The sequence below is a fragment of the Chryseobacterium sp. VAUSW3 genome (assembly GCF_002205795.1).
Taxonomy (GTDB): domain Bacteria; phylum Bacteroidota; class Bacteroidia; order Flavobacteriales; family Weeksellaceae; genus Kaistella; species Kaistella yananensis.
Genome location: NZ_NIUY01000002.1, coordinates 51,407 through 73,464, shown reverse-complemented (window position 1 = coordinate 73,464; position 22,058 = coordinate 51,407). Strand labels below are relative to the sequence as shown.

Sequence of the window (22,058 nt, the reverse complement as noted above, 5' to 3'; positions counted from 1 at the left end):
AAGAAAAGCCCGGATAAACCAGGCTTTTTATAGATAGTCTAAGTAACTATTACTTTCTTTTTACAGTTTTCTTCACCGTTTTCTTTACAGCTTTTGGCTTTGCTGTCTGTACAGGTGTTCCGGCTTTATAGAAATTTGTGAATGCATATTCCGCGGCTTTACGAAGGTCAATGACTCCGCCAGCTTCAGAGATCAAATCGAATCTGTTATTTGTATTAGAGTTGATCATTGCATTAACAGAAGATTTGTTGGATGTTTTCACCAATGCTTCAATGATCTGTTGCGGTTTTAAATTCGGCATATATGCCCAAAGAACAGAGGCTGCACCGGCAACTACAGGCGATGCCATTGAAGTTCCCTGCAGATACTCATATTTACCATCCGGAACGGTGGAATATATTTTATCTCCCGGCGCAAACACATTCACCATCTTTTGGTTATAGTTGGAAAAATCTGCCCGCAGGAATTCATTATTATTCGTAGAAGCTCCCACTACAAGCATGTTATTGATTAAGGGTTTAGCATCTGTTACCTCTTTAAAATTTGTTGGATAATAGACATTTTCAGCAATATTTTCATTTTCGTTGCCTGCAGCTTTAACCAAAAGAACACCTTTGTCCTGTGCGTACTTAAAGGCATCCCAAACTACAGTTTTACCCGGGGAAACAGGCTTGCCAAAACTCATATTCAGAATTTTAGCACCATTATCTACAGCGTATCGAATTGCATTTGCGACATCTTTATCCCGCTCATCACCATTCGGCACCGTTCTTACGGTCATAATTTTAGCCGTTTTGTAACCAACTCCGTACTGCGTTTCTGTACCTTGCGGATAACCTGCAATGATTCCAGCAACGTGGGTCCCGTGCTGGGCATCGGGACCTTCATAATGATTGTTGCCGTAATATTTCTGAGTATAATCTTCGTAATTATCACCAACCACAGATGCTCTTGGATCGAAATCAAGGTTATACTGCCGTGTGGCCTGCGGTGTGTAATAATCTAAAGCTTCTTTCATTTGCGCCTCCAAAAACTTCTGAACATCTGCAGGAGATTTTCCTTTTACAGAAGGATCTTGTGCGACCTGACCAAGCACTGATGCTGCCATTGCCTGCTCCTGGGTAGTTGGTCTTATTGCTGCCACCGCCTCTGGAGTCAGATTCTGGCCATTCAACAACTTAACCATATCCGGAATCATTTTCTGAATTCTGGAATAAGTTTCGTAACCCTGCTTTGCTTCGATGCTTTTCTTGGTGAAGATTTCTTTGGATTTCATGTACATTGCAAATTCTTCGGGCATTTTCGCCTGATTTGCTTTGTTTGTGGCAGAATTTGGACCTTCAAAAAGTGATTGGTATTTTTTTACCACTCTGGTCACTTCCATATTGTCAATATCAATATCAACATTTTTTCCACCAATGAAATTCCAACCGTAGATATCATCGACATAACCGTTTCCGTCGTCATCTTTTCCGTTGTTTGGGACTTCATTAGGATTTTTCCACATGTTTTTAATTAAACCCGGATGATCAACTTCTACCCCACTATCAAGAACGCCCACAATTACAGGCTTTGGTTTTAAACCTTTGGATTCAAGATATTTATAAGCATTTTGTGTATTAACTCCGTAAGTATTTGAAGAAGAAAAATCTTTGTGATACCAGGTCATTAAATCTTTGTCCTTCATGGGATCCAAAGCAACGTCGGTACTTTGGGCAAAAGAAGCAACTCCTGAAAGGAAGGCAGCTGCAATAAGTACTTTTTTCATTATAAATTTTTATTTGGTCTGAATATTCTTTAAATAAGTCAAAGTTTCCGGTCCTTTGTTACAAATCAGATCCAGAATTGAAAGGTCTTTCTCGAACCCCAACTTATCACTGAAGGTTTGGTAATATTCTTCCATTTCAAATTCTGTTTCTTTTTTAGCTGAAAATTTCGCACGATAATTTTCTTCCAACGGAATTTTGACATAGTCATTATTCAAAGAGTATGCCTTTTCGGTCTTCAGAATATCCTGAATAATTTTTAAGGCATTCAGATTAAACTCAATCAAAGAATCCGTTTTAAATTCAAATATTTTTTCAATTTTTTCCTCATAAAATTCAAAATAAGGAGAGCGCTGATACGCAGTTTTTATCGATTTCCAGTGAAGTTGCTGCCAGTTTTCGCGGTGAGAAATTTCGGTTTCCTTCATTATGCGTTTGCCGGTGTGCCGCGTGGGAATGATTAAAGACAGTCTTCCGTTGGCACCATAAATATTGGCCCTGTTCCGATAGGTTTGTTTCGGAAAGTTTTCGAATTGCTCCAAAACCACCTCGTTTTCAACCTTCAAAAAAACCGCAAACCACGAAAGGGGTGGCAGATAAAATATGGGTAATAAAATTTTCATAATCGGTTTAATAAAAATCCCCCTCCGATGGAGAGGGACTGTATTTATATCAGGATAGATTATTAGTCTTCGTTATTTTTCTTTTTGAAGAGTTTAGCAAAGTAATCCCAGCCAAAAAACAGTACTAAAAGTATCACCGCTACCCACCAGTAAGATGTCTTGTTTGCTTCGCCGGTGTTGGTGGCTTTGAACATACGGTCCCAACGGATTTTTTTACCGTCCGGTTGGTAAGATGAGCTTTTATCAGAAAACAGGCCTTCCACACTCATCCAGGTAAACATCGGGCTGCCGACAATATTTTCTTCCGGCACGAACCCGAAAAACCTGGCGTCGAGTGAAGCATCTCGGTTGTCCCCAATCATCATATAATAATCCTGTTTGATGGTATATTGATTCGTTTCCTGGCCGTTTACAAAGATTTTTCCGTTTCTGTTTTCGAGTTTATTATGTTCGTATTCAGAAATAATCCATTGGTATTCAGGTAAAGTTTCCTGATTTAAAGTTACCACATCTCCTTTTTTAGGAATTTTCAATGGTCCATACCAATCCTGATTCCATTTTTTATTGATTGGGAAAATAGACTGAGTCGTATCTAAATTCTTCGTATAGCTGTCTCTTGCGGCATTCACTTTATAGGAAAGCGCTGCCGAATCTTTTGGCCAGATGTGTTCTTTAAGGTCGATAACCTGTGGCAATTCTTTTATTTCTTTAGCCGTTTGATCGGTCAGACCTTGAAAATCGTACAAATAACCGGTTTCTGTTTGTATTTCCTGCACAGGCAGGAAACCGTATTGTCTGTAAAGCGCCGGAATATCTAATTGACTCCCTGTAGTTGCAATAAATTTGTGCTGTTTCTGCTGATCTCCTAAGATTGTTTCCGGCTTTCCGTTAACGAAAAGTCTTCCGGCTTTAATTTCAATAATATCTCCGGCTACAGCAACACAACGTTTTACGTAAGGATCTTTTCTGTCGATTGCTTTATGCACCGAATCCTGAGGATAATTAAAAACTACAATATCATTTCGCTCAGGTTTGCTGAACTGAAAAATTCTGGCGTAAGGTAATTTCACCGCTTCCACATATGATTTCGGATCGTCTTTCGGATTGCCTTTTTCGCCTGTATCCATAATGGTTCCCTGCAAGAACGGAATTGCCACAGGACGCATCGGCATTCTGAATCCATAACTCCATTTATTCACAAACAGGAAATCTCCCACGAGAAGGGTACGTTCCATGGAACCTGTCGGAATTCCGAAAGGCTGGGTCATGAACACGTGAACGATTGTCGCAAAAACTACAGCAAAAGTGATGGAACCTGCGAAAGACTCTTTCTTTTTCTCACTTTTCTCGTCCTCAGTTAAATACAGTTCGTCTTCAGTTTCTATCTCTGGATCTTTCGAATAATTGATGAAAGCCATATAAATGAAAGGAAGAATCACAGTAAGTAACCGCTGCGAGAAGGTGCTTTTACCGAAATGTTTCATCAGAAACAGATGAAAAACGGTCATCATAATAGGCCCGACAATCGGAAGATAAGCCATTGCGACCCACCATTTCGGGTGGCCGGTTTCTTTCTGTATGATATAATAATTATAAAAAGGTACAAAAGCAAAAAGCGGATTGTAACCCATTTTTTTATAGAGTTTCCAGGTTGAAACCCCCATCAGAACTGAGAGGATTAAAACATAAACTGTATAAGTGAGAAAATAATTCATAATGTGGTGTTGGTGGTTGTTTAATGGCTTATTAGTTAGCAGGATAGTGTAACTGTTACAAAATAATTTTTACTAAGAGAAAAGAACATCTTTCATGGAAAAGTTACCTGTTTTTCCCTGAATCCACTCTGCAGCAATTACAGCGCCCAGCGCAAAGCCGTTTCTGGAGTAAGCCGTGTGTTTTATCTCGATTTCATCGACCTCACTTCTGTAAAAAACGCTGTGCGTACCGGGAACCTCATCTTCACGGATTGCAAAAATTCCCAGTTCCTTATCTCTGGTTTCATCGAGCTTCCAAACTTCAAATCTATTGTCATTTTTGATGATTCCTTCTGCCAGGGAAATCGCCGTTCCGCTTGGAGCATCTTTTTTGTGAATATGATGAATTTCTTCAAGCTGAATATTATAGTCAGGAAAATTTTTCATCAGATCAGCTAATTTTTCATTCAGCGCAAAGAAAAGATTTACTCCCAAGCTGAAATTTGAGCCATATAAAAAAGAGGTATTATTTTCAGCTGCGATTTTTTCGATTTCGTGTTTTTGGTCGAGCCAGCCTGTCGTTCCGCAAATCACCGGAATTTTATTCTCCAGGCAGGTTTTAATATTGTTAAAAGCCACTTCAGGATTCGAAAATTCGATGACTACATCAGCATTATTTAGGTTTTCTGAATTTGGAGACTCATTAAGTTTTGCAACGATTTCATGATTTCTTTGGGTCGCTATTTCATCAATAATTTTACCCATTTTTCCGTATCCTACCAGTGCTATTTTCATACTTTACGTTGATTTTGCTTTAAAAATTATAACTTAAACTAAGACCTGCTTTTGAATTCTGTTTTCCGAATTCATCATAAATTACTGTAGGCTGCAAAGCCAAATCGGGATCCTTTCGGCCTTCATAAAGGTGTGCGTCCACTACCGCATCTACGATATTGAGAATGTAAACTAAGCCGGTAACCGCGATGGCGTAATCGCGCTGCCGCTTTGCCCTGTCCTGCGTTCTTCCCAAAGCTTCTGCCGTAATTCCGGGAATGTCGGAAAATTCATGAGTCTGGCCATTGAGCTGCGCAATAAATGCATCCCGGTATCTGTTATACTGTTTCTGGTTCCAAAGGGTAATCCCGATTCCGGTACCGATTCCGCCCCAAACGATTGGGATTTTCCAGTATTTTTTGTTATAATACTGGCCGAGTCCAGGTAAAACAGCCGAATATAATCCTGCTTTTGTGGGATTGAATTTTGCCACACTTGGCGCAGCGTTGGATTCCTGAATTTCGGTATAAACTTCGATTTCAGATTTTGGGGTTACTGCAGAGATGGAGTCTGTAGGATAATTTTCAACACGAATTGTATCTTTCGGACTTACCTGTGCGAAGATTTTCATTGAAAACAGTAGGACGAAAAGTACCGTTAGTTTCTTCATTTATCTGAAATGTGAAAGAATATTATCGAGCTCTTCTTCGTTTTTGAAATCGAGTACAATTTTTCCTTTTTTTCCGTTGGCAGCAGCTTTAATTTCAACCTTAACATCCAAAATATCGGCAAGGTTTTTCTCAGCTTTTTTAATATGATTCGGGACTGCGGCTTTCTCTCTTTTGGGTGAATTATCCGGATTCTTAAGCCGGTTGGACTCTTCTTCTGCCTGGCGAACGCTTAAATTATTCTTCACAATCTTGGCAAAAAGTTCTTCCTGCTTCTTCGGATCATCCAAACTGATGATTGCACGGCCATGGCCTGCCGAAATTTCTCCGCTGCGGATCGCATTCTGCACGTCCGGATTTAGCCTTAAAAGACGGATGGAGTTGGTGATGGTACTTCGTTCCTTCCCTACACGCTGACTCAAATTTTCCTGAGTCATCCCGATTTCTTCGAGAAGTCTTTGATAAGTTAAAGCAATTTCGATGGCATCCAGATCTTCTCTCTGGATGTTTTCAACCAAAGCCATTTCCAGCAGTTCCTGATCGTTAACCAAACGGATGTAGGCAGGAATAGTTTCCAAACCTGCAATTTTACTTGCACGGAATCTTCTTTCGCCGGAAATAATTTCGAATTTACTGCCGTCTTTCCTTAAAGTGATGGGCTGAATAATGCCTAAATTTTTAATCGACTGCGCTAAATCATTCAGGGCTTTTTCATCGAAATATGTTCGCGGCTGCGAGGTATTCGCGTAAATATCATCAATAGAAACCTGTACGATATTTCCCACAAACTTATCAGCTCCTTCATCGGTAGCGGAGTTTACCGTAGCTTTGGATTCGGCACTTAAAATAGCGCCCAAACCACGTCCCATTGCTCTTTTCTTGTCTTTCATTTTTTATGAATGATGATTTTTTATTATAGCGATCCGTATTAAAAGTCCAGTTTAATTTTTTACTAAGTTCTCGTTTTTCAACAAAACCTCTTCAGCCAGCTGAAGATACTGTATCGCTCCTTTGCTTTCTGCGTCGTAATTCAGGATACTTTCACCGAAACTTGGTGCCTCGCTTAAACGCACATTTCTGCTGATGATGGTTTCGAAAACCATTTCCGGGAAATGAGAATTGACTTCTTCCACCACCTGATTCGAAAGTCTTAAACGGGAATCAAACATCGTCAGCAATAATCCTTCGATATCCAGATCTTTATTATGAATTTTCTGCACATTCTTAATGGTATTGAGCAGTTTACCCAAACCTTCCAGCGCAAAATACTCACACTGAATCGGAATAATCACGGAATCAGCCGCAGTTAAAGCATTAATTGTGATTAATCCCAAACTTGGTGCACAGTCGATAATGATATAATCGTAATCTTCTTTTACAGACTGCAAAGCTTCTTTCAGCATGTATTCACGGTTTTCGCGGTCAACAAGTTCGATTTCTGCTGCCACCAAATCGATGTGGGAAGGAATAATATCCAGATTTGGAGAAGCGGTTTTCTGAATACAGTTTTTCGCATCTGTACTGTGCTCCAATAAATTGTAGGTTGAGAAATTAGCTTCATCAATCCCCAATCCTGATGTTGCATTAGCCTGAGGATCTGCATCAATCAAAAGGATTTTCTTTTCCAGAACTCCAAGTGCGGCTGCCAAATTAACCGCAGTAGTTGTTTTACCAACGCCGCCTTTCTGATTTGCAACCCCTATAATTTTAGCCATTAGTTAAATTTTAATCACCAAAAATACACTTTTTTATCATTTTCGGATGATTGTTAATAACTTGGTTTAAGTTAAAGTATTGTTAATTAAAGCTTTATAGCGGAAAAAAATTATCCACAAAACCTGATATTTTGTGGATAACTGAAAATTAAGAAATTCATGCTGAGCTTTTACTCAAACTGCATAGAAATTGGGAATTTAAAATAACTTCGCACATACGCCCCATTGAGTTTTGCAGGCGTCCATTTTCCTTTGATTTTTTTGATGGATTTTTCTGCTTCTGCATTAAAAGCCTTATTGCTTCCATTTGCTTTGATGTTCGAGATGGTACCGTCTTTTTCCACAATAAAAGTGACTGTAGTTTTCATAAGCCCAAAAGAGTCGTCGAAATCCTCTGAGTTAAAATTCTGCACGACCTGCGCCCGAAAGGAATTAATTCCTCCATTGAAACCCGCTTCAACATCTACCCTATCAACCGGAGTATTATCCACTTTTTTCGGAAGTTCAGGTACAATTGGAGCAGTGATTTGCGGAGTTTCTACAACCGGCGGAGTAAGTACCGGCGGATTGTCCAAACTTGTTTCTGTTCCCGGAATCGCATTTTGTTTTTGATCCGGAGTTACAGGCTTGGCTTCACGGGCGTTTTTTGTCGGTGTAGCAACCCTGGAATCATAAGTATTTATTTTTGGCGCAACTGGAGGCGCAGGTTTAATAACATCAGGCTCTTTATCTCTGATAATTGGGATCGGTGTTAAATCATGAATAACTGGCGGCGCCGGAAGCACTGTTTCTTTCACCACCAAGGCATTAATTAATAATGGAGTTAAAGCAATGGCAGCAAAAAAGGCAACTCCGATAAAGAGTGACTTTTTCATAATCAAGCCTTCTTCGTTTCGCAGCACGTACGCACCATAACTCTTGTTCCGGTTTTCGAAAAGAATCTCATTAAACCGAGATTCTCTGTCAGAAGTTAAAAAATTTTTCATGATCCTGTAATTTAAATGTTAAATATAGCAGTATTAAATTATCTAATTTGAATTAAATTTTTAATACCTTTAAATAATCATCAAAAAACAAACCAAATTTTTAACAATTAAAATTAAAAACTATTCTATTCATAGCAATGTGAAAATTTTAAACTAACCCAAACTGAATTTCATGACGAAGCAGACGAATTGATTTAAATAATTCTTAAATAATATGTTTATGGTTAAAAATATTTAAAATAAATTTTTAACATATTAAAAAAATACCATAAAAAAGCTGCAATAATTTCTTACCGCAGCTTTTTGATATTTCTAAATAACCTTTTAAAACAACTCTTTACGGATGATGTTCTGACTTCTTTCTGGTCCTACAGAAACCAAATACACACTAATTCCTAAATAGTTTTCAATAAACTCAATGTACTTTTTGGCGTTTTGCGGAAGCTCGTCGTAACTTCTAACTTTAGTAATATCTTCAGTCCAGCCTTCAAGCTCCTCGTAAATCGGCTCGTATTTATAAAGTTTTGTTGTGGAAGAAGTGAAATAATCGATGATTTTTCCGTCTTCAGTCTTATATTTTGTTGCAATTTTAATTGTTGGTATACCGGAAAGAACATCTAATTTAGTAATCACCAAGTTATTGATTCCATTGATCATGGTGGCATGTTTCAGGGAAACCAGATCTAACCAACCGGTTCTTCTTGGTCTTCCGGTTGTGGCACCAAATTCAAAACCAATCTGTCTTATTTTTTCACCCAGTTCATTGTTCAGTTCGGTGGGAAAAGGGCCTTCGCCCACTCTTGTAGTGTAGGCTTTTGCTACGCCGATTAAATTCTGCAAACTCGTCGGAGGAACACCCGCCCCAGTACAGACACCACCCGTTGTAGGCGAAGACGAAGTGACATAAGGGTAAGTTCCGAAATCAATATCGAGCATTGCAGCCTGCGCGCCTTCAAAAAGAATGTTTCTTCCGTCGTGGATGGCCTGGTTAAGTTCAACTTCAGTATCTACGATTCTGTCTTTCAGTTTTTCACCCAGCTCGAGGAATTCTTTATAAATTTCATCAAATTCTAAAGTGGGTTTTTCAAAATATTTCTCGAAAAGAGAATTTTTAATTTTAAGATTTTTTCGGATTTTTTCTTCCAGAACTTCAGGATTCAGCAAATCTACCATTCGGATGCCGATTCTGGCGATTTTATCTTCATAACACGGTCCGATTCCTTTTTTTGTGGTGCCGATGTGCGTTCCGCCGGCTTCTTCTTCACGGTAGGTGTCGAGTAAAATATGATAAGGCATAATCACGTGGGCTCTGCGGCTGATAAAAACATGATCTGTTCTCATCCCTTTTTCTTCAATTTGCCCGATTTCTTTAAGAAATGCTTTAGGATTTACTACAACTCCGTTGGCAATGATACATTTCCCTTTACACTGTAGAACGCCGGATGGAAGAAGATGCAATACAAATTTTTCTTCGCCCGCATACACTGTATGTCCTGCATTATCACCGCCCTGAAAGCGTACCACGTAATCGGATTTTGCCGATAAAACGTCTGTTATTTTACCTTTACCTTCGTCCCCATACTGAAGACCTACAACTACATAAGTTGACATATTTTACTTTTTTTTAGATTTCTACAAAAATAGATTTAATTAAGGTTTTGCGCAAAAGTTTTAACTCTAAATAATACCATCAACCTCTGTAAATGGATCAATTTGAATGGTCTGTAATTTATAATTCAAAAAAATTCCTTAAAAAACCTTAAATTTGCATTTTGTAAATATATATGGAGTCCATTCAAATTCACGACAAAACTTTTGTTCCGTATCTTAAAGATGCTGAAATCCAGGAAATCGTAAAAGCAACCGCGCTAAAAATCTATGAAGATTACAAAGATGAAACCCCAGTATTTATTGGTGTTTTAAACGGAGTGATCATGTTTTTTTCTGACCTGCTGAAACACTATCCCGGGAAATGCGAAATCGCTTTCATCCAGATGAGTTCTTACGCCGGAACCCAATCTACGGGAATCGTATACCAGAAAATGGAACTTACAAAAGACATCAAAGACCGCCATATTATTTTAGTTGAAGACATTGTAGACACCGGAAACACAGTAGAAAGCCTATTTCAGTATTTCACAGAAACCCAGCGTCCCAAATCGGTAAAATTAGCCTCTTTCCTTCTGAAACCTGATGTTTACCAGAAAGAATTTAAACTTGATTACATCGGCAAAGAAATACCGAACAAATTTGTTTTAGGTTACGGTTTGGATTATGATGAACTGGGCAGAAACCTCAGAGATTTGTACCAACTTGAAGAAGGCAGGATAAACGAATAAGTAAAAATTGAGTATCAACACTCAAATTCAAAATATAAATCTAATAAAATGATAAACATCGTTCTCTTCGGTCCTCCGGGAAGTGGAAAAGGTACGCAAGCACAAAATCTGATTGAAAAATTCAATCTGAAACAAATCTCTACCGGTGATCTGTTCCGTTACAACATGAAAAACGGCACAGAACTGGGCAAACTCGCTAAATCCTATATCGATAAAGGCGAACTTGTACCCGATCAGGTAACCACCGATATGCTGATTGATGAAGTAAAAAAACCGACTGATACTAGCGGTTTTATTTTCGACGGCTATCCAAGAACTGCAAATCAAACGGAAGCGTTGGAAAAGATCGTGAAAGAAATTCTGAATGGTGAAATCTCCGTTTGCCTTTCTTTGATCGTAAACGATGAAATTTTGGTGGAAAGACTTTTGAAAAGAGGCGAAACCAGCGGAAGAACAGATGATTCGAATGAAGAAATCATCCGGGCAAGAATTAAAGAATATTATACAAAAACTGCAGAAGTTGCAGAACTTTACAAGCAGCAGGGCAAATACGTTGAAGTAAACGGCGTAGGCGGAATTGATGAAATTTCCGAAAAACTCTTTGCAGAAGTAGAGAAGATTAAATAAAAAGCCGGTAAAGTAAGACGCGGAATTTCCGCTAAAACTTAACTTCAGTAAGGCAGATCAACCGATTCAGGAAGAACTTCAAAAGTTTTTAACTGAAATCAGAATTTAAAAAATATGTCAAATTTCGTAGATTACGTAAAAATCCATTGTAAAAGTGGTCATGGCGGCGCAGGCTCTGCACATCTCCGACGTGAAAAATATATACCCAAAGGCGGTCCCGATGGTGGTGATGGCGGAAGAGGCGGCCACGTAATCATGAAAGGAAACGCTCATGAATGGACGCTTCTACCTTTACGTTTCACCAGACACATCAAAGCGGAACGTGGCGAAAACGGCGGCAAAAACCAGCTCACAGGTGCTTATGGAGCCGATGTTTACATTGAAGTTCCTATCGGCACCATTGCGAGAAATGAAGAAGGCGAAATTATTGGCGAAATTATGGAAGACGGCCAGGAAATCATCATTATGCATGGCGGAAAAGGAGGTCTCGGAAACGAGCATTTTAAATCTGCGACCAACCAAACACCCCGCTACGCGCAGCCTGGACTTCCTGGTGAAGAAGGTTTTGTAACTTTCGAGCTGAAACTTTTGGCCGATGTGGGTCTTGTAGGTTTTCCAAATGCGGGAAAATCTACCCTTTTAGCCGCAGTTTCCGCAGCGAAACCAAAAATTGCAGATTATGCGTTTACCACGCTTACTCCCAATTTAGGAATTGTAGATTACCGGAATTACAAATCTTTTGTAATGGCCGATATTCCCGGAATTATTGAAGGTGCAGCAGAAGGAAAAGGTTTAGGGCACCGGTTTTTAAGACATATCGAGCGAAATTCAATTCTCCTATTCTTAATTCCGGCAGACGCTGAAGATTACTATAACGAATTTGAAATCTTGGAGAATGAGCTGAAAAAATTTAATCCAGAACTTTTGGATAAGGATTATATCATTTCCATTTCCAAATCTGATATGCTGGATGAAGAACTGAAAGAAGAAATTTCAAACAAATTCCCTGAAAACAGAAAACCCATTTTCTTTTCGTCGGTAACGCAGGAAGGTTTAATGGAACTGAAAGACGCGATCTGGAAGAAACTTCACGGATAATAATTCTAAAAATTTAAAAATAGATTTGAACATTCAAATCTATTTTTTTTGGAATAAAAGTTGCCGCAAATGTTTAAAATTAAATTATGAAATATATCGTTTTTCTCCTGTCACTCGTTTTTCTCGCTTCATGTGCAACGCCTGCAACTTCCAACTATTCCAAAATTGAATACAACGCTGAAGCCTGTTTTGGGTTCTGCCCGATTTTCAAAATAACCATTAATCCCGACAGAACCGCGGTTATTGATGCAGAAAGATTCACTTTTACTGATGGGTCGAAAGACGATTTCAGTGGCCCAAGAGAAGGTATTTTTAAAACCACAATTAAACAGGCAGACTACAACAAATTGATTTCACTTCTGGATGAGTTAAATCTTAAAAATCTAAACAGCTATTACGGAAACAAAAATATCTCCGATTTACCCACTGCGCATTTAAGAATCACTTTTACTGACGGAAGTACAAAACATATTGAAGATTACGGAAAAGGCGGCACCGAAAAACTGGATGAAGTTTATACTTTCATCGAAGAGCTACGTAAAACCCAAACGTGGACAAGGGTTGCGAAATAAGCATTAATACACGTTAAATAATTTTACACTATCTTTGCAGCACAAAATTCCTTCCTCGCCGGAAGGATTTTTTATGAACGATGTCATTCTTGATGAATCCGCAACCTGCGGAACCCTGAAAATTTCACGGATTTTCTAATTCATTTCTTCGTTACATTATAGAAAGAATGACGCCAGCTCATTTTATTTTAATTAAAAACATTTCATTTGAATTTTACCGACTTACAATTAATAGATCCTATCGCAAAAGCGTTACAGGAAGAAGGTTACACCCAACCAACACCTATTCAGGCAAAAGCAATCCCCAGCATTTTACAGGGCAGAGACCTTTTGGGAACCGCACAGACCGGAACCGGAAAAACCGCAGCATTTGCCATCCCGATTCTTCAGAATTTAACAGAAAAAAATATCCGTAACAATCAGATCAAAGCTTTGATTTTAACGCCTACAAGAGAGTTGGCCATACAGATTGAAGAAAGCTTTAATGCCTACGGACGACATTTAAAACTCAGAAATCTTGTCGTATTTGGCGGAGTAAAGCAGGGCGCGCAGGAAGCTGCTCTAAAAAAAGGCGTAGATATTCTGGTTGCAACACCCGGAAGACTTCTCGATTTTATTTCACAGGGAATTATTTCACTGAAAAATCTTGAAATCTTCGTTCTGGATGAAGCCGACAGAATGCTCGATATGGGTTTCGTACACGATGTGAAACGGATTATAAAACTGCTTCCACAAAAGAGACAGACGCTTTTTTTCTCGGCAACATTTCCGGAAGAAATCAGCAAACTGGCCAACTCGATGCTCACCAATCCTGTAAAAGTAGAAGTAGCTCCTGTTTCCGCAACTGCAGATACCATTCAGCAAAAAGTATATTTTGTTGAAAAAGAAGATAAACTCGATTTGCTTACTCATATTCTGAAAAACGATATTTCAGATTCTGTTTTGGTGTTCTCGAGAACGAAGCACGGCGCTGACAAGATTGCAAGAAAACTGCAGTCACAAAAAATTTCGGCGGAAGCAATTCACGGAAACAAATCTCAAAACCAAAGACAGAACGCTTTAAATAACTTTAAATCCGGCAAGACAAGAATCCTTGTCGCCACCGATATTGCAGCGCGCGGAATCGACATTGATGAACTGAAATATGTGGTGAATTTTGAACTATCTGATGTTTCGGAAACTTATGTTCACCGTATTGGCAGAACAGGAAGAGCCGGCGCTGATGGAAGTTCGATTTCGTTTGTTGACGGCCTCGACTTGCTGAATTTAAAAAACACAGAAAAACTCATCGGAAAGAAGATCCCTGTGGAAACCGATCATCCGTATCATACAGACGGTTTGGTGCCGCAAAAAAGAGATTCGAACAACAAACCTTTCACCCCAAGGCCGAAGCCACAGAGCAAAGAAAATATCGGTTACAAAAAACCGAAGAATAAAAGCAATTTTTCAAGGAAAAAATAAATATATAAAAAAACCGCGAAGCACATTTCGCGGTTTTTTAATTTTAATTCTTAGAAAAAATCCGTTCAGCATTTTCGGTCGTGATGCGGTCGATTTCTGAAAAATCTTTCCCATAAATATTCACGAGCTTTCCGGCAACGAGATCAAGGTAAGAACTTTCATTTCTTTTGCCACGGTGCGGAACCGGAGCCAGGTATGGTGAATCGGTTTCGAGCACAATTTTATCTAATGGAATTTCATGGAGAAACTGGTCGATCTTACCGTTTTTGAATGTTACTACTCCACCAATTCCTAACAGAAAATTCAAATCCACTGCATGTTTTGCCTGCTCAAGATTTCCGGAAAAACAATGGAAAATTCCACGGAGTTTTGGATGTTTCTTCCTTTCTAAAACCTCGAAGACTTCATCGAAACTTTCACGCGTATGGATTACGATCGGTAAATCCCTTTCAACAGCCCAATCGATTTGCTTTTCAAAAGCTTTCACCTGAATATCAAGGGTAGATTTATCCCAGTAAAGATCGATCCCAATCTCCCCGATTGCAGGAAAACTTCTTTGATTTAGGTAATCCTCTACAATTTTCAGTTCTTTTTCCCACGATTCAGGTTTTACGTAGCACGGATGAAGTCCCATCATCGCAAAAATCTGTCGTGGATATTCACTTTCCAGGGTAAGCATTTTTCCGTGAGTTTCAGAGTCGATCGCCGGAAGGTAAAATTTGGAAACTCCTTTATTCAAAGCTCTTTCGATCATTTCTTTCCGGTCAATATCGAATTCTTCGGAATATAAATGGGTATGGGTGTCGATCATTTTTATAGATTAAGATTTAGTTACTTCGATGTTTTAAATAGCAAGATTAAAATGTAAATCTGCAGAACAATCGAAAATAAATCAATTATTAGGAGGATAGGACTTGCGCCTCTAAAAAGAGTGGCGGGACTAAGAATGATACCAACAAAACATAAAAGCGTTATAATTAAAAGCACGTACTTAATCCAACTTACATTTTTCAACACTAATAAACCAGTTCCAACATTTAATGCTAAAGCAAACAATAGTACTGAGAAAGTAACGTCCGATTTTGGAATTTGATCATCTAATAAAAAAGAAATAAATGTAATAAACGCAGAAACAAATATTAATTTCGCAGCCAATCTACATTCTTTGGAGAGTACATTTTCCATCTTAAAATATTTTATGCTTCACTTTGGCCTGCTGATTTGCTATTCTTTTTTCAATATTTTCAAGAAATTCCAGATGTTTCGGGCTTTTCTCATCACCGGGTTTATGTTCCAAAGCCTTGGCTATTTTGAAGTTTTCTTCCACAAAATCCATGGTTTCATCGGAAAAATAAGCATTCCCGAATTTTTCCCAGATATACTGAATGGCCTGCCGGTTGGGATGAATTAAATCTTCTTTATAAAAACGGTAATCCCGTAAATCATCCATCAGAATCTCGTAAACCGGCAGATAATGGCAGTTTTCGAACTGTGGCAGGATTTCATGAATTGCTGCAATTAATTTGGCTTTACTCAGATTATTTTCAACCATTCCGTCTTTGGTATGACGCACTGGAGAAACCGTGAACAGAATCTGAACATTTTCTTTGCAGATATCTTTCAGCAAGGTTACTGTTTCGTAAACAGCATCTGTGATTTCCAGATGTGTTAAAAGCCTTTTTTCAAAATATTTTCCGGGGATTTTATGACAGTTTGCCACCAGTTTTTTCTTGGGCAGAAATTCATAAACAAATGAAGTTCCGTACGTGATAATCACCCAATTGGTTTCCTGCAGAAAACGGTTTCCAAACTCAATTTCAGCATTTATTTTCTCCAAAGTCTGATGAACAAACCGGGAATTGAATTTGCTGTGATGATCCAGGGAAATTACTTCTTCATTGAACTTTATTAAATCGTCTTCAGCATAAAATTCGGAATGGTACAGCCTTTTAACCGCCTGATTGATTGAAAAGGGGTTAAATATTGTTCCGAACGGATTATTTAATGTCTGAATTTGCCCAGTTTTCAGCAAATCTGATATTTCAGACGCAAAACATGAGCCGATTGAAAACACGCGGTCATCAATTTCCAGCGCTGTATCTGAAACTGGTATTTGTACTTCGGTACGGAATTTCATTGGTTGCAGTGTGGCTGTTAACTTTCGCGTCGAAGAAGATAATTTGCAAGTTCGATAAACGGCTTCTTTTTCTCATCCGGAACATTAATCTGGTTAAGGTATTCCTGGGCGATTTCGTTATACTTTTGAATAAGATGAAGGGTTTTTTCATCAACTTTTGTACGGCGGAAGATCTTCTCAACACTGTACACTTTGTCTACATTATCGGTTTTTTTCGCGTACCAGTAATCAAGTTCTTTCTTTTCTTCTTCGGTTCCGTGTTCTTTGGCTAAAAGATATAGAACGGTTTTCTTGTTTTCGTAAATATCACCGGCGTGTTTTTTACCGAACTGTTCCTGGTTACCGAACACATCCAGATAATCATCCATAATCTGGAAGGCAATTCCTACATTTTTCCCGAAATTAAAAATCGCTTTAGCGTCTTTAAAATCCGCACCGGCAATCAGCGCACCAATTTCAAAAGAAGAAGCACTTAAAACCCCGGTTTTATAAGTAATCATCCGAATATAATCATTGAAAGTTACATCTTCCTGGGTTTCAAAATTAATGTCGTACTGTTGTCCTTCGCAAAGTAAAAGTCCGGTATGGGTAAATACTCTGATGCAGGCTTTGAACAGTTCCGGCTCTAGGTCATCGAAAAATTTATAGGCTTTCAGCAGCAGTCCGTCTCCCGACAGAATCCCGGCATTAATTCCATGTAAAGTATGAATGGTAGGTTTGTTTCTCCGCAAGGGTGCCTCATCCATAATATCATCATGAATCAGCGTAAAATTGTGGAAAAACTCAATAGCCAAAGCCGGTTTTATCGCTTTTTGAAGATCACCGCCAAACATATCGTTCGCCATTAAAACCATAATCGGACGAAGTCTTTTGCCACCATGGGAAATGATGTAATTCATCGGATCATAAAGCTCCACGGGTTTATCTTTGAATCTATATTTGTCGATCGCTTTGGAAACTATTTCCTGATATTCTTCTAAAAACTGCATAAATTTCTTGTTTGTACAAAATTACGATTTTAAAAACTTTTCTCCCTCACAGTTGGGCATAAAAAAACCACTTTGTTACAAGTGGTTTCAGGTTTTTTCTGAATAATTTTTATCTTACTGCAATAACAAGCAGGTAAGTAACTCCTGCTACGATCGCCGAAATTGGGATGGTTAAAACCCACGCCCAAAGAAGACTTACGGTGATTCCCCAGCGTACTGCGGAAACTCTTTTTGTTAACCCTACCCCGATGATTGCACCGGTAATGGTGTGGGTAGTAGAAACAGGGATCCCAAGGTGATCGGTAATGAACAGAGTGATCGCTCCGGCAGACTCCGCACTTACCCCTTCCAAAGGAGTAACTTTAGTAATCTTGGTCCCCATTGTTTTTACAATCTTCCATCCGCCGCTCATTGTACCCAAACCGATCGCGAGGAAAGATACAAAAGGCACCCAAATGTAATCGGTAGTGAAATGCTTAAACCGGTCTGCTGAATCCATCAATGCATAAGGATCATTTCCGCCAATCAGCGTTACGTGATAGTAGATTACTGCAGCACCAATAATTCCCATTACTTTCTGCGCGTCATTAAGGCCATGACCTAAACTGAAAAGTGCAGATGAAACCAGCTGCCATTTCTTAAAATGCGCGTCAGCTTTTCGCGGATTGCTGTTTTTGGCAAAATTTACGATAATCAAAGTAATGATTACAGAAACCAACATACCGATAAACGGCGCCATAAAGATGAAGAGGAAGATAGGAATCACCTTTTCATATTTTACCACGTTTTGGGTAAACAGCTGCTGGAAGGCCAGTTTCAGTTTCTCAAAAATACCCAAATCCGGACTCGCTAATGCTACGTGATGATAATCCGTCACCAAAGCGTGCATTAAGGCCGCGCCAAGGAAACCGCCGATCAAGGTGTGCGATGATGAGGAAGGTATCCCGAACCACCAGGTAAGGAGATTCCATGCTATTGCTGCGATAAGCCCAGAAAATATAACTTCAAGGTTAATATAATCTTCGTTTACGGTTTTGGCAATCGTGTTACCGATTTTAAACTCACCAATGATGTACATTGCCACAAAAAACGCTGCGAAATTCCATACAGCTGCCCAAAGAACTGCCTGAAAAGGCGTAAGAACTTTTGTTGAAACAATGGTAGCAATGGAGTTGGCCGCATCGTGAAACCCGTTGATATAATCAAATATAAGTGCGAGGACAATAATGATTATTAATAATATTGGTAATTCCATTCTTAACTTTTAAGGTTACTTCCCTGGATTAAGCATATTTAATAACAATACTGTCCATTGTGTTTGCTACATCTTCAGCCTTATCGGTTACGATTTCAAGATATTCCAGAACAGATTTAATTTTGATGATGTTAATCGCATCATTAGTCTCGAAAAGTTTTACGGTAGCCTGACTTAAGACATCATCAGCAATATTCTCGTAGGAGTTAATTTTAATACACGATTCTTTCACGGCTTTTCCGTTTTTGAAATCCTTCAGGTTTTCCATTGCAGTTTGGATTTCAATACAAGATTTGTATATCAATAAGCTGAATTCGGTATAAGCAGGATCAAGCGGTGTTTTATAAAGGTAAATGTACTTTGCAGAAGCATACATATAATCTGCAATATCATCCAGCCCGCTCGCTAAATGGCTGATGTCTTCTCTGTCGAAAGGCGTAATGAAGTTTTCGCCTAACTGTACAAAAATCTCATGGGTAAGATCATCGAGTTTGTGCTCATAATCGCTCATATTGGTAAGCATCGTATCATCATTGATATCGAAATCCAGAAGCCCTTCATGAAATTCTTTAGACATCTCAGTCAAAGTTGCTGCTACTTTTTCAAACAGTACAAAAAACACTTTGTCTTTTGGTTGGAACGCTTTAAAAATATTGCCGATTCCCATTTTTTTTGATTTAAAATTAGTGGTGCAAATTTCCGAAAAACCGTTTTAACTTAGCCATTTTAATATTAATTTTTCGTAACATTGAGAAATATCTATCCACAAAATTACAAAAAATAAGTCCCGAAATAATATCGGGACTTATTAATTAATTGAGAAAGGAAATTAGTTTGCCACTTCGGCTCTCATTTCTTTTCCTTTAAATTTCTGGGTTTGTAAACCTTTTATCACTTCATCTTTAAATGATTTTTCAACTTCAAAGAACGAGAATTTTTCCAGAATCTCGATTTCACCGATATCAGGTCTCTTCTTGGATTTTGCGGTAGATTTGTTAATAATCTCTAGCATATCCATTTTCTTCAGCTGGTCTTTTTTTCCTAAGTTAAAGAAGAAACGCACCATATCACTGTTGCTTTTTCTAGGCTTTCTGTCGCGGTCGCGTCCACCATCTCTGAAGCTGTCTCTTCTGTCGCCTCTGTCGCGATCTCTGCCACGGTCACGATCTCTTCCTCTGTCACGGTCTCTTCGACTGTCGCCACGGTCATCAGCATTAAATTTCTGGTCAGCAAGATCATTTTTGTCTTTATAGAACAGGGCCAAATCTCTCAACTGAAGCTGCAGTAATTTGTGAACCAATTCTTCTTTCGAAAATTCAGATAAATCCGGGATCAAAGAATCATCAAAAGTAAAAAACTCTTCGTGTTCGGTAAATAATTTCTCGAAAACACCGCCAACCTGAGCTTTGATAATCGCCTCACCGGTGGGGATTTTCTTTTCAACAATGTCAATTTTAGTTGACGATTTAATCTGCTTCAATTTTCTTGATTCCTCTGGCTTTATTAAAGCCATTGATACTCCGTCTTTTCCCGCTCTACCCGTTCTACCGCTTCGGTGAACAAATACTTCAGGATCATCCGGCAAAGAATAATGAATAACGTGCGTCAATGAATTTACATCCAATCCACGTGCAGCAACATCTGTCGCCACCAAAATATCAATATTTTTAAGACGGAATTTTTTCATAACCGTATCACGCTGAGCCTGAGACAAATCTCCGTGAAGTGCATCGGCAGCATAACCATTCTGCATCAGAAAATCTGCAACTTCCTGCGTTTCCATACGGGTACGGCAGAAAATAATCGAGTACTGATTAGGATTTGCGTCGATCAGTCTTTTCAAAGCTTCTTTCTTATGACGGTAACCTACCACATAAAATTCGTGCTTGATGTTTTTCTTCACCTCATTAATCGATCCTACGGAAATACGGTGTGGTGAAGTTAAATAGTTTTTAGAAATTCTTTCAACCTCTTTGTTCATCGTTGCAGAGAACAGGTAAGTTTGTTTGGTCTCGGGAGTTTCTCTTAAAATTGTTTCCAGATCATCTTTGAAACCCATTGATAACATTTCGTCGGCTTCATCTAAAACCAACCACTGGATTTCGGAGAAATCAAGTGCTTTTCTGTTAATTAAATCGATCACACGACCTGGCGTACCCACAATAATCTGTGGTTTTTCGCGGAGTGACCGGATTTGATCCATAATACTGCTGCCTCCGTAAACCGCGGTGGTTTTAACGCTCGGCATGTATTTCGAATAATTTTTAATGTCTTTCGTAATCTGAAGACACAGTTCTCTTGTCGGACAAAGCACCAAAAATTGGATTTTGCGACTACCCTCGTCAATCATATCCAAAATCGGAAGCGAAAATGCTGCTGTTTTGCCCGTCCCCGTCTGCGCTAGTGCGATCATGTCGCGTATATCTGTAGAGATAAAAGGAATGGTCTGTTTTTGGATTTCTGTGGGGCTTTCGAAGCCCATTTCGCCAATTGCCTTCAAAATTTCAGGACTTAGATTGGTTTCCGTAAATAAATTCATTAAGTATTTTAAAATATTCTGCAAAGATACACTTTTTTGAATTGATAAAAATTACATTGTTTTATTAAACTTTTGTTAAAGCAGTCTTCCGTTCTGCAGCTTTATAAATTTTCTCTAAATTTGAATAAAAATACCAGAAACATGTCTGCTGTCATCAAAAATTCTACTTTACTCTTTCTTAAAGATCTTCATAAAAACAATAACCGCGAATGGTTTAATGAAAACAAAGGCCGTTATACCGCCGCAAATACCAATGTGTCAGATTTTGTCGAAACGCTGATTGAAGAAATTGGAGAATTTGATGAAGAAATCTTAAAGACAGATGCTAAAAAAGCACTGTTCCGCATTTACCGCGATGTAAGATTTTCCAAAGACAAATCACCTTACAAAACCAATTTCGGTGCGGGTTTGGGAATGGGAAAAGGAAACAGAATTTCAGGCTACTATCTTCATATCGAGCCCGGAAAATCTTTTTTAGCAGGCGGTGTTTACCAGCCCGAACCTACAGTTTTAAAGGAAATACGCAAAGAAATCTCCATGAACGGCAAAGAATTCCTGAGTATTTTACAGCAGGATGAATTCCGCAATAATTTTCGGGGATTAAGTGTAGAAAATAAACTGCAGCGGGTTCCGGTCGGTTTCGAAAAAGATGATCCCATGGCGGAATTTTTAAAACTGAAAAGTTTTATTGTGGTTCATCCGGTTTCCAACGAAGCGCTGATGAAAGAAAATGCCGCAGAAAGTTTTGCCAAAATCTATAAAAGCATTAAACCACTCAATGACTTTCTGAGGGCACCTTTCCTTTAAATATTTTT

General features: G+C 38.7%; 21 protein-coding genes. 6 read left to right on the top strand and 15 right to left on the bottom strand.

Features of this window, described 5'->3' with window-relative positions; translation table 11 throughout:
- Positions 1-49 precede the first annotated feature (49 nt).
- From CDW55_RS05525 to CDW55_RS05485, 9 genes are all read right to left on the bottom strand, one after another.
- Positions 50-1,768, bottom strand: a complete 1,719-nt coding sequence (locus tag CDW55_RS05525; protein WP_088468777.1) for a S8 family serine peptidase — start codon at positions 1,766-1,768, stop codon at positions 50-52.
- Between the two features lie 9 nt (positions 1,769-1,777).
- On the bottom strand, positions 1,778-2,389 hold the full coding sequence (locus tag CDW55_RS05520; protein ID WP_088468776.1) for a WbqC family protein: 612 nt from the start codon (positions 2,387-2,389) through the stop codon (positions 1,778-1,780).
- 62 nt (positions 2,390-2,451) lie between these two features.
- Entirely contained in the window at positions 2,452-4,104 is a 1,653-nt protein-coding gene (lepB, locus tag CDW55_RS05515; RefSeq protein WP_088468775.1) for a signal peptidase I, read from the bottom strand.
- 72 nt (positions 4,105-4,176) lie between these two features.
- Positions 4,177-4,878, bottom strand: a complete 702-nt coding sequence (dapB, locus tag CDW55_RS05510; RefSeq protein ID WP_088468774.1) for a 4-hydroxy-tetrahydrodipicolinate reductase — start codon at positions 4,876-4,878, stop codon at positions 4,177-4,179.
- A 19-nt stretch (positions 4,879-4,897) separates the two neighbouring features.
- Entirely contained in the window at positions 4,898-5,527 is a 630-nt protein-coding gene (locus CDW55_RS05505; RefSeq protein ID WP_088468773.1) for a DUF5683 domain-containing protein, read from the bottom strand.
- Positions 5,528-6,415, bottom strand: a complete 888-nt coding sequence (locus CDW55_RS05500; RefSeq protein WP_088468772.1) for a ParB/RepB/Spo0J family partition protein — start codon at positions 6,413-6,415, stop codon at positions 5,528-5,530. It abuts the gene before it with no gap.
- A gap of 51 nt (positions 6,416-6,466) precedes the next feature.
- Positions 6,467-7,240, bottom strand: coding sequence for a ParA family protein (locus tag CDW55_RS05495; protein ID WP_088468771.1), 774 nt, complete (start codon positions 7,238-7,240; stop codon positions 6,467-6,469).
- A 170-nt stretch (positions 7,241-7,410) separates the two neighbouring features.
- Positions 7,411-8,226: an energy transducer TonB gene (locus CDW55_RS05490; protein WP_088468770.1), complete on the bottom strand. Its 816-nt coding sequence runs from the start codon at positions 8,224-8,226 to the stop codon at positions 7,411-7,413.
- Positions 8,227-8,550: 324 nt separating this feature from the next.
- Positions 8,551-9,837, bottom strand: coding sequence for an adenylosuccinate synthase (locus CDW55_RS05485; RefSeq protein WP_088468769.1), 1,287 nt, complete (start codon positions 9,835-9,837; stop codon positions 8,551-8,553).
- 173 nt (positions 9,838-10,010) lie between these two features.
- Between CDW55_RS05485 and CDW55_RS05480 the strand changes: the two genes are divergently transcribed.
- The 5 genes from CDW55_RS05480 (at position 10,011) to CDW55_RS05460 (ending at position 14,323) form a co-directional block, all read left to right on the top strand.
- The gene (locus CDW55_RS05480; RefSeq protein ID WP_088468768.1) at positions 10,011-10,565 is read left to right on the top strand and encodes a phosphoribosyltransferase; all 555 of its coding nucleotides are present in this window, start codon (positions 10,011-10,013) and stop codon (positions 10,563-10,565) included.
- Between the two features lie 48 nt (positions 10,566-10,613).
- A complete protein-coding gene (locus CDW55_RS05475; protein ID WP_088468767.1) occupies positions 10,614-11,192 on the top strand; it encodes an adenylate kinase in 579 nt (192 codons plus the stop codon).
- Positions 11,193-11,306: 114 nt separating this feature from the next.
- Positions 11,307-12,290: a GTPase ObgE gene (gene obgE / locus CDW55_RS05470; protein WP_088468766.1), complete on the top strand. Its 984-nt coding sequence runs from the start codon at positions 11,307-11,309 to the stop codon at positions 12,288-12,290.
- Positions 12,291-12,376: 86 nt separating this feature from the next.
- A complete protein-coding gene (locus CDW55_RS05465) occupies positions 12,377-12,862 on the top strand; it encodes a DUF6438 domain-containing protein (protein ID WP_088468765.1) in 486 nt (161 codons plus the stop codon).
- Positions 12,863-13,069: 207 nt separating this feature from the next.
- Positions 13,070-14,323 (top strand): DEAD/DEAH box helicase, encoded by a 1,254-nt coding sequence (locus CDW55_RS05460; protein WP_088468764.1) that lies wholly within the window; start codon positions 13,070-13,072, stop codon positions 14,321-14,323.
- A gap of 43 nt (positions 14,324-14,366) precedes the next feature.
- On the opposite strand, the gene CDW55_RS05455 is transcribed toward CDW55_RS05460, so the two are convergent.
- The 6 genes from CDW55_RS05455 to CDW55_RS05425 all read right to left on the bottom strand — a co-directional run bounded on the left by CDW55_RS05455 (position 14,367) and on the right by CDW55_RS05425 (position 21,243).
- Positions 14,367-15,134, bottom strand: coding sequence for a TatD family hydrolase (locus CDW55_RS05455; protein WP_088468763.1), 768 nt, complete (start codon positions 15,132-15,134; stop codon positions 14,367-14,369).
- 375 nt (positions 15,135-15,509) lie between these two features.
- Entirely contained in the window at positions 15,510-16,460 is a 951-nt protein-coding gene (locus CDW55_RS05445) for a GSCFA domain-containing protein (protein ID WP_088468761.1), read from the bottom strand.
- Positions 16,461-16,477: 17 nt separating this feature from the next.
- Complete coding sequence (locus CDW55_RS05440) at positions 16,478-17,449, bottom strand: polyprenyl synthetase family protein (protein WP_088468760.1); 972 nt, start codon at positions 17,447-17,449, stop codon at positions 16,478-16,480.
- Between the two features lie 109 nt (positions 17,450-17,558).
- A complete protein-coding gene (locus CDW55_RS05435) occupies positions 17,559-18,704 on the bottom strand; it encodes an inorganic phosphate transporter (protein ID WP_088468759.1) in 1,146 nt (381 codons plus the stop codon).
- A 28-nt stretch (positions 18,705-18,732) separates the two neighbouring features.
- Complete coding sequence (locus tag CDW55_RS05430) at positions 18,733-19,371, bottom strand: DUF47 domain-containing protein (protein ID WP_088468758.1); 639 nt, start codon at positions 19,369-19,371, stop codon at positions 18,733-18,735.
- A 162-nt stretch (positions 19,372-19,533) separates the two neighbouring features.
- Positions 19,534-21,243: a DEAD/DEAH box helicase gene (locus CDW55_RS05425; protein ID WP_088468757.1), complete on the bottom strand. Its 1,710-nt coding sequence runs from the start codon at positions 21,241-21,243 to the stop codon at positions 19,534-19,536.
- 141 nt (positions 21,244-21,384) lie between these two features.
- Between CDW55_RS05425 and CDW55_RS05420 the strand changes: the two genes are divergently transcribed.
- Positions 21,385-22,050: a DUF2461 domain-containing protein gene (locus CDW55_RS05420; RefSeq protein ID WP_088469519.1), complete on the top strand. Its 666-nt coding sequence runs from the start codon at positions 21,385-21,387 to the stop codon at positions 22,048-22,050.
- Positions 22,051-22,058: the final 8 nt, after the last annotated feature.

Coding starts and splice junctions, on each gene's coding strand:
- CDW55_RS05490 (WP_088468770.1), bottom strand. CDS start 8,226: ATGAAAAATTTTTTAACTTCTGACAGAGAATCTCGGTTTAATGAGATT.
- CDW55_RS05440 (WP_088468760.1), bottom strand. CDS start 17,449: ATGCAGTTTTTAGAAGAATATCAGGAAATAGTTTCCAAAGCGATCGAC.
- obgE (WP_088468766.1), top strand. CDS start 11,307: ATGTCAAATTTCGTAGATTACGTAAAAATCCATTGTAAAAGTGGTCAT.
- lepB (WP_088468775.1), bottom strand. CDS start 4,104: ATGAATTATTTTCTCACTTATACAGTTTATGTTTTAATCCTCTCAGTT.
- CDW55_RS05525 (WP_088468777.1), bottom strand. CDS start 1,768: ATGAAAAAAGTACTTATTGCAGCTGCCTTCCTTTCAGGAGTTGCTTCT.
- CDW55_RS05430 (WP_088468758.1), bottom strand. CDS start 19,371: ATGGGAATCGGCAATATTTTTAAAGCGTTCCAACCAAAAGACAAAGTG.
- dapB (WP_088468774.1), bottom strand. CDS start 4,878: ATGAAAATAGCACTGGTAGGATACGGAAAAATGGGTAAAATTATTGAT.
- CDW55_RS05425 (WP_088468757.1), bottom strand. CDS start 21,243: ATGAATTTATTTACGGAAACCAATCTAAGTCCTGAAATTTTGAAGGCA.
- CDW55_RS05480 (WP_088468768.1), top strand. CDS start 10,011: ATGGAGTCCATTCAAATTCACGACAAAACTTTTGTTCCGTATCTTAAA.
- CDW55_RS05465 (WP_088468765.1), top strand. CDS start 12,377: ATGAAATATATCGTTTTTCTCCTGTCACTCGTTTTTCTCGCTTCATGT.
- CDW55_RS05500 (WP_088468772.1), bottom strand. CDS start 6,415: ATGAAAGACAAGAAAAGAGCAATGGGACGTGGTTTGGGCGCTATTTTA.
- CDW55_RS05485 (WP_088468769.1), bottom strand. CDS start 9,837: ATGTCAACTTATGTAGTTGTAGGTCTTCAGTATGGGGACGAAGGTAAA.
- CDW55_RS05455 (WP_088468763.1), bottom strand. CDS start 15,134: ATGATCGACACCCATACCCATTTATATTCCGAAGAATTCGATATTGAC.
- CDW55_RS05495 (WP_088468771.1), bottom strand. CDS start 7,240: ATGGCTAAAATTATAGGGGTTGCAAATCAGAAAGGCGGCGTTGGTAAA.
- CDW55_RS05445 (WP_088468761.1), bottom strand. CDS start 16,460: ATGAAATTCCGTACCGAAGTACAAATACCAGTTTCAGATACAGCGCTG.
- CDW55_RS05520 (WP_088468776.1), bottom strand. CDS start 2,389: ATGAAAATTTTATTACCCATATTTTATCTGCCACCCCTTTCGTGGTTT.
- CDW55_RS05420 (WP_088469519.1), top strand. CDS start 21,385: ATGTCTGCTGTCATCAAAAATTCTACTTTACTCTTTCTTAAAGATCTT.
- CDW55_RS05505 (WP_088468773.1), bottom strand. CDS start 5,527: ATGAAGAAACTAACGGTACTTTTCGTCCTACTGTTTTCAATGAAAATC.
- CDW55_RS05435 (WP_088468759.1), bottom strand. CDS start 18,704: ATGGAATTACCAATATTATTAATAATCATTATTGTCCTCGCACTTATA.
- CDW55_RS05475 (WP_088468767.1), top strand. CDS start 10,614: ATGATAAACATCGTTCTCTTCGGTCCTCCGGGAAGTGGAAAAGGTACG.